We start from the raw sequence: 12,688 nt of genomic DNA, 5'->3' as shown, positions 1-12,688 counted from the left end.
GACCCTTCGAATATGCTTAATCACTTTTTCCAAGAGAACAATAACACTCTATCTTTTACCCGCGAGCAAGCGAGTCAGTTTGCAAAGGAAGTGGCCGGGGATTACAACCCTCTACACAACACGGATGCGAAACGGTTTTGTGTGCCGGGCGACTTATTGTTTGCTGTGGTGCTGTTAAAGTACGGCATATCGCAGACTATGCAGTTCTCGTTCGATGCGATGATCACAGAAAAGTCGATAATCACCTTGCCGCAGCCCTCTGACACCTTGGTATTTTCGGATGACAAAAAAGCCTATGTCACCGTGAACCGCTCGGGCGACAACAATACCGATCCGGCCTGTGTCGAAAGTATCATCAAGCAGTATGTGGCTTTTTCGGGCGAGGCCTTCCCGCATATTTTAGTGCCGGCTATGTCGGCCCAAAAGGTGATGATTAACCCCAAGCGTCCCATGGTAATGTACCAGAGCATGGCGGTAGATTTTGACCGCACTGATATCCAAAACCCCGTACTGGAGCCTCTGGCCCCCATCTTCAGCGCCGAGGGCAAACGCGGCAGCCTTACCTTACCGTTTCACTGGAAAGACGGCGATGAGCTAGTCGGTAAAGGCGAAAAAATCATGCTCGTCTCCGGTATTGTCGACTACGACAAACCCGCCATGGACGAGCTCATTGAGCACTACAATCAAAGCATGGGGTAGGTTGGTGTAGGGACCTTTTACTGAATGGCTAAACACACACTGCCGCTAAGGGTAAGAGATGCCCATGATTCAACTCCATGCCACAAAAAAGTGAATAGCCTAGTTGCCGCTCGATAGCCGCGGCGAGTTTGCCGTCACCCCGCCCAAGCAATGCTGACTTTACTGGATAGCCAGGCCCCAAAAACGGGCGTGGCGGCTAACGATGAATAATGACTTACGGGTTAGTTATTTTTTTATGAGCGGAGTATTGGCCCTAATCGGCTCATAACTTGATTCGATTAGGGCGCGTATTCGGCTCACGTTCATCTGGCAGCGGGGCAATCGGCCTCACTTCGAGTGGGATGAAGAGCTACTAAAGCCATAACCGGACGCCCTTATCCATAATGCTATCCGTACCAGTGAAATAGAGGGCGAACATCTGGATGTTGACTCTGTAGGTTTATCGGTCGCTCGCCAGCTGGAGTTGGAACAGGCGGCTTTGGTTAACGTGAGTAAACCCACCGTCACCCGCGATTTAGCGGATTTATTGGATAAGGGCTGTTTGCGGAAGCTACCGAGCGGGGGCAGGAGTACGCGCTATGTGGTGGGGTATCTTTAACTCCCACAGAGTCGAGCGTGTCGCGGCCTACCAGCGCGTTTTTAGGCATCTTCTTGAGGCTACCGCTGGACGTCGGGTTAACCGTGCTCTGGCTGCTGCACAGCCCACAGTTGCGCGTAGCGACCACCGCGCTGCAACAGCTCTTGGTGGCTGCCCTGTTCCACCAGTTGGCCGTCGTGCAGCACCAGTATCTGATCCGCGTCCACCACCGTGGATAAGCGATGGGCAATCACCAGGCTGGTGTGGCCGCTGGACACCTCCCGCATGGCGGTCAATATTGCCGCCTCGGCATTCGAATCCAGCGCCGAGGTGGCCTCGTCAAACAGCAAAATGGGCGCATTTTTAAGCAGCACCCGGGCAATGGCAATGCGCTGTTTCTCGCCGCCCGACACTTTCAAACCCCGCTCGCCCACCAGCGTACTGTCACCGTCGGGTAGGGCGGCGATAAACCCATCCAAATGGGCCATGCTAATGGCCCGGTCGATGGCCTCGTCCGGCGCCTCGGGGTTGCCGTAGGCAATGTTGGCGCGAATGCTGGTATTAAACAGCACCGTGTCTTGCGGCACCACGGCGATGGCCTGGCGCAGCGAATCCAGCGTCACCTCGCGAATGTCTTGCCCATCAATGGCGATGGAGCCGCCGTCCACATCGTAAAAGCGATACAGCAAGCGGGCGATGGTGCTCTTGCCCGCACCCGAGGCGCCGACAATGGCCAGCCTTTGCCCCGGTGCCACGCGAAACGACAAGTTCGTAAAGGTGGTTCGCTCGGGCCGATAGCCAAACGCGACATTCTTAAACTCAACTTCACCGGCGGTTACCTGCAGGGGCTTGGCGTCAGGCGTATCCACAATGCGCGGCGCACGTTTCAAAAGCCCCAGCATATTTTCTAAATCGGTCAGCGCCCGGCGCATCTCCCGGTAAACAAACCCGAGAAAATTCAGCGGAATAAACAGCTGAATCATATAGGCGTTCACCATAGCCAAGTCACCCAGCGTCATCTCCTCGGTAATCACCGACTGGGCCGCCATAACCATCATGCCGGTAATGGCGGCGGCGATAATCAGCGCCTGGCCCGAGTTCAGCGCCAGCAGCGACATGCGGTTTTTTAGCTTGGCCTGCTCCCACTCGGCCAAAAACTGGTCGTACGTCTGCGCTTCAAAATCTTCGTTGTTAAAGTATTTAACCGTCTCGTAATTCAGCAGACTATCCACGGCCCGGGTATTGGTGGAGGAATCCGCCCGGTTGGCCTCGCGCACAAACCGGGTACGCCACTCGGTGGTAAACACCGTAAAGCCAATATAAACCGCCACCGCCGCCAGAATAATCAGCGCATACCAGGCAGAAAAGGCAAAGGTAAAAATCGCCGCCACCATAAAAATTTCAAACAGCGTGGGCACAATATTAAACATCAAAAAGCGCATCAAAAAACTGATGGCACTGGTGCCGCGCTCGATATCCCGGCTAATGCCCCCGGTCTGGCGGCTGAGGTGAAAATCCAGCTCCAGCCGATGCAAGTGCCGAAACACCCGCAGCCCAATCCGGCGCATCGCCCGTTCGGTCACCCGGCTGAAAATGGCATCGCGCAGCTCACCAAAAAACACCCCGCCAAAGCGCAAAAAACCGTAAAACAGCAAAAAGGCCAGGGGCAGTGCCAGCTCCGGCTGCAGAGACCGGTCCACCCCATCCACAATATGTTTTAGCGCCCAGGGCATCGCCAGCGTCGCCCCTTTGGCCGCCAGCAACGCCGCAATGGCAAGCCCAACCCGCCATTTGTAATCCCACAAATAAGGCCAGATATAACCCCACACCTGCCGCAGGTTAAGCCGGGGCACTGAAGGGTCGGGCGCCGCAGGGGGCAATTTACGGGACTTGCTGCGCATTGTTGTTTCCGAGTTGGGGGTTTGGGGGCACAGTTTACGCAACTGTGAAGGGATAGTGTTGGGGTTTAGCTACACCGGCGCCGAGGCCGGTGAATGAGTAAGCCCGAACACTGCGATATGCAAGGCCGGGTTTGTCGCAACGGGCAATAGTGTAGTTGTCGGAGGCTCGAGGGCCGTGCAACCATAACTCATTTGTGGTAGATTCCCGCGCCAATTCGCAGTCCGCCAGATTGCTGAATTGACGATCAGGCTTTATGGAAAGCCTTACGATGACTATCACGGAGTATGACTGATAATGAATTTCAAAACCTTCCTTGCTACATCCATTTTTCTTGCCCCTTCGTTAGCTTTCGCTCAGCAAAACGTTGAGCCGCAAAAGCACTTTTCCGTTGGCGTTGCCTCTTACGCAACGGCAATTGGTTATAGCGACAATCGCGGCGATGATACCGATGGCTTTGGTGGGCTCTCTTTAATTGCCACTGGCGCGATTAACGATCATGTTGCCTTTCGCGTAATTTACGGCTCGCAAGAAGATACCGACGATTCTGACTACAGCATTGATGTACGAGAAGGCGCGGTGCTGTTGGGTACCGGCCTTTCTACCCAAGGCTTTCGGGCCTATGGTGCCATTGGTTTGTTCAGCGAAACCCACGAGTATCACGCCTATCGCAGTCACTATGAGGAAGACTTTAGCTGTTCTACCATAGGTGGTGGCCTGGGTTATAACTGGGGATTTGTGACCCTAGAGTTTTGGATGAGTGTGCGTGATGCCGGAGATTACGAAGAAAAATACTACACCCGCAACGTCGACGACGTGATTGCCATGAGTGGTGGGCTTGGAGTTTCGGCCCGATTTTAAGGTTTATAGCAGGGTTGCCGCTGTGCAGCCCTGCCCGCAGGGCGCAATATGCCATTCTTGTTGTAGGCCGCCGTCCTTTAAATTCAGACAAAAATCCCGTGTTAAATCTTGTGGGCTCGCCAGCTCGTTTGCTACGTGCAAGTGTCTTAATCTCACGTTCTAGCGCAAAAAACCACATCTTGTTATGATCCATCACTACAAATGCGCTAACAAAACGGACTGCCATGTACCCCGAGCCGGAACGCCTATCACTCGCCACGCCCGAGGCCGTAGAAACCTTTATTAGCCGCTGGCACAACGCCGGTGGCACCGAGCGGGCCAACTACCAGTTATTCCTTACCGAGCTTTGCGCCCTGCTGGGCCTGCCCCAGCCGGAACCCGCCTGCGAAACCAACGCCGACAACGCCTATGTGTTCGAGCGCCGGGTAGACATCCACAAGCCCGACGGCAGCGTGAATCGCGGCTTTATTGACTTATACAAACGCGGCAGTTTTGTTTTAGAGGCTAAGCAAACCGGCAAAACCCTGGGCACCAGCGGGTGGGATAAAGCCATGCTGGCCGCGCAAAATCAGGCCGACCAGTACGTGCGCGCCCTGCCTACCGACGAAGGCCGCCCGCCGTTTATTGTGGTCACCGACGTAGGCCGCTCGCTCGAGCTGTACGCCGAGTTCAGCCGCTCGGGCGGCACCTATGTGCCGTTCCCCGACCCCGGCCACCACCGCATTAAGCTTGAGGACTTACGCAAGCCGGACATTCAGCACCGCCTGTACAACCTATGGCAAGACCCAGACGCGCTGGACTTATCCAAGCAGGCCGCCCGCGTTACCCGCGAGGTTTCCGCCAAGCTGGCCGAGCTTGCCAAGTCGCTGGAGCAATCCGGCCATCCGGTAGAGCAGGTAGCCCACTTTCTTAAGCGCTGTCTGTTTACCATGTTCAGCGAAGACGTAGAGCTGCTGCCCTACAACAGCTTTACCCACTTGCTAGAAAAACTGCACGCCACTCCCGAGCTGTTTGTAGACTCCATGACCAGCCTCTGGAACACTATGAATACGGGTGGTTTTGAAGGGCAAATCATGACCAAGGTGCGCCGCTTTAACGGCGGCCTGTTTAAAGACATTAACCCCATTGCCCTAAACGCCGAGCAAATCGGCCTGTTGTTAGAGGCCGCCCGCGCCGACTGGCGCTATGTTGAGCCCGCCATATTTGGCACATTGCTAGAGCGAGCGCTAGACCCGCGCGAACGCCACAAACTGGGCGCGCACTACACCCCGCGCGCCTACGTCGAGCGCTTAGTCATGCCCACGCTGATCGAGCCACTACGCGCCGAATGGCAAACCGTACAGGTTGCCACCCAGGCTTGGCTGCAACAGAACAAAGAAGACAAAGCCTTAAGCGAGCTACGCAACTTTCACCAAAAACTCTGCAACACCCGCGTGCTGGACCCAGCCTGTGGCAGCGGCAACTTTTTGTATGTGGCGCTAGAGCATTTAAAACGGCTAGAGGGCGAAGTGCTGAATCTAATTCGCGATCTATCCGCCGGCCAGCAAAGCTTCGATGCCGAAGGCCTGACGGTAGACCCGCACCAGTTTTTGGGGCTAGAGATCAACCCCCGCGCCGCCGCCATTGCCGAAATCGTGTTGTGGATTGGCTATTTGCAATGGCACTACCGCATTAACGGCAAACTGGATCTACCCGAGCCAATACTGCGCGACTTTCACAATATTGAATGCCGCGATGCACTCATTGAGTACGACAGCCGCGAGCCAATGCTCGGTGAAGATGGCAACCCCAAAACCATCTGGGACGGCATTAGCTACAAAAAAAGCCCAGTGACTGGCGAGCTGATACCGGATGATACTCAGCGTATTCCCGTTTACCACTTTAATAACCCGCGCAAAACAGAATGGCCCGAGGCGGATTATATTGTGGGGAATCCGCCGTTTATTGGTGCGGCCACCATGCGCCGCGCATTGGGCGATGGCTATGTGGATGCTGTGCGCGCTACCTACAAAGGCCAGGTGCCCGAGTCTGCCGATTTCGTCATGTACTGGTGGCATATCGCTGCCGAAACCGTGCGCAACGGCAATGCCCATCGATTTGGTTTTATTACCACTAACAGCCTGCGGCAAACCTTTAACCGTCGGGTGATGGAGCCGCACCTAAACCACAACAAAAAACCGCTGTCGCTCGCCTTCGCCATTCCCGACCACCCGTGGGTGGATGGCAACGATGGCGCCGCTGTGCGTATCGCTATGAGTGTGGGTGTGGCTGGTGAGCAGTCGGGGGTATTGCGGCATGTGATTTCGGAGACCGCAGCGAATGATGAGGTGCGTTCGGTTAAGGTCGATCGGCGGGAAGGAAAGATATTTGCGGATGTGACGATTGGTGCTGATGTGAGTAGCGCTAATCAACTTGTTTCAAACCAAAAACTGAGCTTCCGAGGTGTTTCACTTATTGGAAATTTTTATCTTTCAGGTGAGAGCGCTGAGGTTTTTTTTTCAAAAGATATAAACCATAAAAAAGTAATTAAACCATTTATTAATGGTAAAGATGTCACGCAGAAACCAACAAATAGGTTTGTAATTGATTTCTATGGGTATTCATTAGATTCAGTAAAACAGTTATATCCTGATCTTTATCAGTGGGTTCTTGAGAGAGTAAAGCCGGCGAGAGACGCTAAAGCCCATACAAAGGATGGTGCGGTATACGCTAAAAAATGGTGGTGCTTTGGCAAGCCTCGCCAAGAAATGCGTAGCTCATTTGAGGGTTTAAGTTTCTATATGGCAACCTCCATGACAGCTAAGCATAGAGTTTTTATAAAGAAGGATATTTTTACACTGCCGGATCAAGGGATAATTGCTTTAGCGTTAAATGAACTGCAACATTTAGGTGTTGTCGGTAGCCGACTGCATATACTTTGGGTGTTTTCTAGCGGTGGGACATTAGAAGACCGGCCAAGGTACAATAATTCTCGTTGTTTTGAAACCTTCCCTTTCCCGGATCTAAGTGAAGTCCAGGCTGAGGCCATCAGTACGTTATCTGAAAAAATCGACGCCCACCGCAAACGCCAGCAAGCCGAGTACGATAAGCTGACCCTAACCGGCATGTACAACGTGCTGGAAAAGTTGCGGGCTGAAGAACCGCTCACCGCCAAAGACAAAACCATCCACGAACAGGGGTTAGTCTCCATCTTGCGCGAGCTACACGACGAGCTAGACGCCGCCGTGTTCGATGCCTACGGCTGGAGCGATTTGGGCGAAATACTGGTAGGCCGCCCCGGCGCCACCACGCCATTGCCGGACAAACCCGCCGACCAAGCTGAGGCGGAAGAAGAACTGCTGTGCCGTTTAGTCGCCCTAAACCACGAGCGCGCCGCCGAGGAGGCCCAAGGCCACATCCGATGGCTGCGCCCGGACTACCAAGCGCCCGAGCTTTTTTCAGCAGGCAGCCAAACCAGCGCCGATCTGGCAACGGGCAGCAGCGGCAAAGACAAAGCACAAGTCGACAAACCCCAAACCACCGCCAAACAAACCTGGCCCAAAACCATGCCCGAGCAAGTCAAAGCCGTACAACAACTGCTCGCCATCGGCCCCCAAACCCAACAAGCCCTGGCCGAACAATTTAAACGCAAACCGGAAAAATCCGTGGTTCAGGTTCTGGGTGCACTGGAGGTGTTAGGGCAGGCGAGCCAAAACGGCGAGTTGTGGCAGTTGGGTTAAAAGTTAAATAAGGCTGCTTGGGTAAGTGGCGTGTTTATGTGGAATGTTTCATATTGTATTTTTGATAAGGAGTGAAAATGTCGATAGTCAAATGCTTTAACGGAATGTTGGTTTTTTTATCAATTCTGGTTTTATGCTCGTGTGGTGGTTCAGGTGGTTCAGGTGGTTCAGGTGGTTCGAATGAGTCGCCGGTAACCGATAATATCGTAGACGATACAGGTGTTGAAGCCGCTCTAGAACCAGATGAAATCTTAGAGGCTTTATTGGTTTATCATCAGGGGGTCGAAGGAGAGCTGGTACTGGATGCGCTTCCATATTCCCAAGTTAATGAATTTCCGAAGGTGGTGAGTAGCCCGGAAAATATCAGAACGAAAGTTTTGGCGGAAGAAAAAATAAATATTATATTTGACGTCGAATCTAGTATTGAAGAAATATACATGGGTGTTTCGAACGCTTCGGGATACTATCGTTTCTATAGAGAGGTTGACGGCGGTAGTGGTAATACATCAGAAGCCGTAAGCTTAACTGTTAGTATTCCTTCGGATCTTGATGATAATAACTTCTGTACTTTAATTAGTGTAAAAGATGAAAATAGCACTCTTTCAAAAAGAGTAGAAGTTTGCTTCACAATCGCCAGTGAAAACAAAGAAAATAGAGAAATTTATTTTGCTGATGTGGGTGATTCAACACTATCTACACTAAATTTTGATACTGGTGAAGTAGTTAATTTAGGTGGCGTTGGTTATTCTCTAACAGATATTGCATTCTTGGGGGATGATCTTTATGGCGTAACATTTTCACAGTTGATTAAAATAGATGCTGATACAGGCGAAGGTGTAGGGTTAGGCTATATTGGTTTTTCCACGGTTAATGCGTTAGAAGGAGGGGAAGGCGTCTTGTACGCAGGGACAACTTATGGAGAGTTTTTAACGATAAACCCAGAAACAGGAGAAGGGACTGTTATAGGATCATTTGGTTCGGGTGCCACTTCATCTGGTGATTTGGTGTTTGATAAAGAGAGTGAGCAGTTGTTTGGGTCAATGATTGTTCCTGGTTCATCAACAGATGTTGTTGTCAAAATTAATCCCTTAAACGGCAATACTGTATTTTTGGGTGAGTCCGGATTTGATGAAGTGCATGGATTAGCTATTTTTCGTAATCAGTTGCTTGGGTTAACAGATGATGGTGAGTTCATTATTATTAATGAGCAAACAGGAAAGGGGACCCTCGTGGAAAACACTGAGGCTTTTAGTGCAGGTGGTGCAGCAGCTAAAGAGTGAATGTTAAATTGATTTTTAAAGATTAATGGGGTCAGATGAGAATGGCACTCACTTAAGCTTTTTGGGGTGGCCATTCTTCCTGACTTCGTTGCGCGCTTGATCCCTTTGTTTTAACAATAGCGGGAATGGCTTTGGTCGTCTTTTTACGGCTCTAGGTTCAATCCGTCCCGGTCGGTTACCCACCTGCTTCTCGCTCATTAGCAAAAGGATTAATGGTGTCAGATGAAACTTTTGGCGCATTTCCCTTTCAAGAAATAATGAGAGTGAGAGGGTCAGGTCTTTAAATTTTAATGCGGCTGGTGGTATCAGGCTGTAAAAAATCAAAGACTTGACTCTAAGTCCTGTTGAAATTATGAAGAAAGGATTAATGGGGTCAGATGAATTTTTTGGCACATTTACCTTTTAAGTGCCAAACGATAAACTCTTGTAATCTTTATCGCTGTTTGTTCTCAACCGCTGGGCTGGCGAAATACTTTTCGGCATTACTGGACAATTTCAACAGGGGGTAGATAGGAGAAATACATGGAAAGCCGTGCAGAATTCAACCAACCCATGGCACTGTTCACCTCAATTGATGGTCAGGTGCGCTTGCAGCTTAAACTCAGCGAGCAAAGCCTGTGGCTTACCCAGCGCCAGATCGCGGAGTTGTTTGAAAAGTCGCCAAAAACGATTAGTGAGCATATCACTAATATCTACGAGGACGGTGAATTAGACCCAGCCGCAACTATCCGGAAATTCCGGACAGTTGCCCGGGAGGGCACGCGGGACGTGGAACGGCTTCTAGACCATTACAATCTGGAGGCGGTACTGGCGGTGGGATATCGGGTGCGCTCCAGTCGTGGCACCCAGTTTCGCCAGTGGGCGACGCAGGTGCTTAAAGAGTACCTGGTGAAAGGCTTCGCCATGGACGACGAGCGCCTGAAAAACCCGGATAAGGCCGTCAGTGACGACTATTTTGACGAGTTGCTGGAGCGGATTCGTGATATTCGCGCCTCCGAGCGCCGTTTTTACCAGAAGATTACCGATATTTACGCCACCGCCAGCGACTATAACGCCCGCGCGCCCCTCAGCCAGCAGTTCTTTGCTAGCGTGCAAAACAAGTTGCATTGGGCGATTCACGGCTACACGGCGGCGGAACTGATTGTTGAGCGCGCCGATATCACTAAACCCAATATGGGGTTGACCAGTTGGCAGGGCACGCGCGTCGGTAAAACCGATGTGTCCATTGCTAAAAATTACCTTACTCAAGAAGAGCTAAGCAGTCTGAATCGCATAGTCACCATGTATCTGGACTACGCCGAAAACCAGGCCAGCAAACGCCGCCCCATGACGATGCAAGATTGGGCGGACAAGCTAGATGCCTTCTTGGCTTTTAACGAACATCAAGTGCTGCAAGACGCTGGTAAAGTCACGGCCGAGGTGGCCAAACAATTGGCCGAACAGACCTATGAAGCTTTCGCCGAGCACCGCCGTATTGAACAGGCAAATGCCCCCAGCGACTTTGATGCCTTTCTGGCACAGAGCAAGGACATGATAAAACCCACTAAACCCGACTAGAGCTGGTGCAAGCGAATTCCGGGGACAGTTCACTTAATTCCCATGATGGCTTAAAGCGCTTTTGCCGCATATTCCTGATTTACCATTGCTTGCCGGCCGATTATTGACTATTGATTTTTGGTCAAATTCTGTTCAGTTTTCAGCTGGTGGGGCAAGTCGATCAATCGTCGCTCTGTGCATCTAGTCTATTTAAGTTTGCCGGAGTCAAGTCATTCGAAGTTTGGGGCAGTTAGTTTGCGCTGTATGGAGTTGTCATAGCCCCAATTGATTTTTCCTATTTAACGCTATTAACCTCGCTTTATCATCTGTGGCGTTAAACGTATATTCAACGGTCCTAAACAGACACTGTTTTTTGTTTCGGCGTAGGTTTTCGGAAAACTTTGGCGAATCGTTCGGCAAGTTCGTGTTGGACCATACCCAACAGTAAGCGGATTTCCAATAAGGTGGTGGGGTTGAAGGTGTGCAGGTTTCTGCTTTTTAGTGGCGAAGTGGGCGGAAAATTTAGCTTGCGGTAGTTTTCCAGTTTAACGTTGGGCATAAGAGTTTTGTTCGCGTTAGCCCGTTTAATTACTGCGGATGGTTGTTGGCGCTTAGAACGCAGTGCTTGATGACGTCTTACTCATAGCCACTTTGTTGCATAATGGTCTCTCGCTATAATAGGCCTTTGCCGAGCTATTGGTTAATGAGCATGGGGCTTATTCTCATCCTATCAATGTTTAAGCCAATCATAAATTTCCCCTTACGGGGCACTATGCACAAGAGAGATTATGAACAACACAATTAGGTATTTTAAAAACATCGCCAATGGGAAAATAGTTTTATGGTGTTATCTGATTTGGTACGGCGTAACACTTTATTATTATTTTGATGGCTCATTAAGGATTTGGCTTAATTCTATTGGTATAAGCATAATTATTGGTATTGCGCTTATGCTTAGTGTATCGAATGCGCAACAAAAAGATCATTGGCAAACGTTCAGATTATTTATGATGCCATTTTGTGTTTCAAGCTTTTCATCATTAATAAAGGGCCAGGGTTTTATGCTGATAGTGCCACCAAATACCATTGAACAGGTAACTTCAGTTGGGGCATGTGTGGTTTTTTTAACTTTCGTATTTTGTATTAAAAAGCTTTCAAGGAAGGGTTCGTATCAGTAAGGCGTTCAATAAGGCTCCGTAATAATGACGTCTTTTCGTGTTACGCGATAAAAAGTCGCCAGTGTTGTTGTTCTCATTAGCGCAACGCTATACACAGAAATACTTAAGGTAAATTATGGAATATATTGATTGGGGTGATTTTCAAAAAGTCGATATCCGCGTTGGAACCATTGTCGAGGTCGAAGACTTTCCAGAGGCTCGTCAGCCTGCCTACAAATTAAAGGTGGATTTTGGGCAGGAAATCGGTGTTAAAAAGTCTAGTGCTCAGGTTACGGCTCTATATACAAAAGAAGAGCTTCTCGGTAAGCAGGTGTTAGCCGTAGTAAATTTCCCACCCAAACAAATTGGCCCCATTATGTCGGAGTGTTTGGTCACTGGGCTGCATAGGCCTGATGGTTCTGTAGTTCTATCAGCCGTTGATATGGCGTTACCCAATGGCGCGCGGCTGGCATAACAAGCCCAGGCTGCCTTCTCTGCCGCTGCGCGGCATTCACCTTGTCCCTGGCCCCAACCCTTCGGGCGCATTCGCGGTACAAAATGCTTGACCACTAGGGATGGTGGAAATGCAGATATTGCAGGAGCAATTATCTGCCCGGCATTTTGTGATCGCTCCTGCGCTTCCTGCGCCCGCGACATTAGTGCGTCCATGCACGTCAACCACCCTACGGGGGACACTCTCTACTTGCCCCACAAACAAGGCCACCCAGTTGGGTGACCTTGTTTGTTTGGTGGAGGCGGGGGGAGCTCATAACGCACGTCCTGTGCGTTACCCTTCGGGCAGCCGGACCGGCTGTGCAAAATGGCTATCCTGCCATTTTGTGACCGAAAATTGCTCCATGCATTTTCGGCATTTCCGCCATCCCTGGCGGTCAACCCCCTACGGGGGACACTCTTTACTCGCCCCACAAACAAAAAAGGCCACCCAGTTGGGTGACCTTG

9 protein-coding genes are annotated in these 12,688 nt (G+C 50.8%); 8 read left to right on the top strand and 1 reads right to left on the bottom strand.

Annotated elements, in window-relative coordinates; genetic code table 11:
• The first annotated feature begins 12 nt into the window (after positions 1-12).
• Positions 13-699 carry a DUF3581 family protein gene (locus tag Q4526_RS14485; RefSeq protein ID WP_215977815.1) on the top strand — a complete coding sequence of 229 codons (687 nt, stop codon included), beginning with the start codon at positions 13-15 and terminating at the stop codon, positions 697-699.
• 376 nt (positions 700-1,075) lie between these two features.
• The gene (locus Q4526_RS16505; RefSeq protein WP_215977959.1) at positions 1,076-1,297 is read left to right on the top strand and encodes a DUF4172 domain-containing protein; all 222 of its coding nucleotides are present in this window, start codon (positions 1,076-1,078) and stop codon (positions 1,295-1,297) included.
• A gap of 77 nt (positions 1,298-1,374) precedes the next feature.
• Here the strand turns inward: Q4526_RS16505 and Q4526_RS14480 are convergent, their stop codons facing one another.
• Positions 1,375-3,177, bottom strand: a complete 1,803-nt coding sequence (locus tag Q4526_RS14480) for an ABC transporter ATP-binding protein/permease (protein ID WP_215977814.1) — start codon at positions 3,175-3,177, stop codon at positions 1,375-1,377.
• A gap of 295 nt (positions 3,178-3,472) precedes the next feature.
• Between Q4526_RS14480 and Q4526_RS14475 the strand changes: the two genes are divergently transcribed.
• The 6 genes from Q4526_RS14475 (at position 3,473) to Q4526_RS14450 (ending at position 12,203) form a co-directional block, all read left to right on the top strand.
• On the top strand, positions 3,473-4,036 hold the full coding sequence (locus tag Q4526_RS14475) for a hypothetical protein (RefSeq protein WP_215977813.1): 564 nt from the start codon (positions 3,473-3,475) through the stop codon (positions 4,034-4,036).
• A 224-nt stretch (positions 4,037-4,260) separates the two neighbouring features.
• Positions 4,261-7,755: a DNA methyltransferase gene (locus tag Q4526_RS14470; protein WP_215977812.1), complete on the top strand. Its 3,495-nt coding sequence runs from the start codon at positions 4,261-4,263 to the stop codon at positions 7,753-7,755.
• A 77-nt stretch (positions 7,756-7,832) separates the two neighbouring features.
• On the top strand, positions 7,833-9,035 hold the full coding sequence (locus tag Q4526_RS14465) for a hypothetical protein (protein WP_215977811.1): 1,203 nt from the start codon (positions 7,833-7,835) through the stop codon (positions 9,033-9,035).
• A gap of 522 nt (positions 9,036-9,557) precedes the next feature.
• Positions 9,558-10,592 carry a virulence RhuM family protein gene (locus Q4526_RS14460; protein ID WP_215977810.1) on the top strand — a complete coding sequence of 345 codons (1,035 nt, stop codon included), beginning with the start codon at positions 9,558-9,560 and terminating at the stop codon, positions 10,590-10,592.
• A 767-nt stretch (positions 10,593-11,359) separates the two neighbouring features.
• The gene (locus tag Q4526_RS14455; protein WP_303609676.1) at positions 11,360-11,749 is read left to right on the top strand and encodes a hypothetical protein; all 390 of its coding nucleotides are present in this window, start codon (positions 11,360-11,362) and stop codon (positions 11,747-11,749) included.
• 115 nt (positions 11,750-11,864) lie between these two features.
• Positions 11,865-12,203 carry a tRNA-binding protein gene (locus Q4526_RS14450; RefSeq protein ID WP_215977809.1) on the top strand — a complete coding sequence of 113 codons (339 nt, stop codon included), beginning with the start codon at positions 11,865-11,867 and terminating at the stop codon, positions 12,201-12,203.
• The last annotated feature ends 485 nt before the right edge of the window (positions 12,204-12,688 follow it).

Origin of the sequence: Gilvimarinus sp. 2_MG-2023 (genome assembly GCF_030547685.1) — a bacterium.
Lineage (GTDB): Bacteria > Pseudomonadota > Gammaproteobacteria > Pseudomonadales > Cellvibrionaceae > Gilvimarinus.
This window is presented reverse-complemented; position numbering and strand designations above follow the sequence as displayed.

Coding starts and splice junctions, on each gene's coding strand:
- Q4526_RS14485 (WP_215977815.1), top strand. CDS start 13: ATGCTTAATCACTTTTTCCAAGAGAACAATAACACTCTATCTTTTACC.
- Q4526_RS14480 (WP_215977814.1), bottom strand. CDS start 3,177: ATGCGCAGCAAGTCCCGTAAATTGCCCCCTGCGGCGCCCGACCCTTCA.
- Q4526_RS14475 (WP_215977813.1), top strand. CDS start 3,473: ATGAATTTCAAAACCTTCCTTGCTACATCCATTTTTCTTGCCCCTTCG.
- Q4526_RS14470 (WP_215977812.1), top strand. CDS start 4,261: ATGTACCCCGAGCCGGAACGCCTATCACTCGCCACGCCCGAGGCCGTA.
- Q4526_RS14465 (WP_215977811.1), top strand. CDS start 7,833: ATGTCGATAGTCAAATGCTTTAACGGAATGTTGGTTTTTTTATCAATT.
- Q4526_RS14460 (WP_215977810.1), top strand. CDS start 9,558: ATGGAAAGCCGTGCAGAATTCAACCAACCCATGGCACTGTTCACCTCA.
- Q4526_RS14455 (WP_303609676.1), top strand. CDS start 11,360: ATGAACAACACAATTAGGTATTTTAAAAACATCGCCAATGGGAAAATA.
- Q4526_RS14450 (WP_215977809.1), top strand. CDS start 11,865: ATGGAATATATTGATTGGGGTGATTTTCAAAAAGTCGATATCCGCGTT.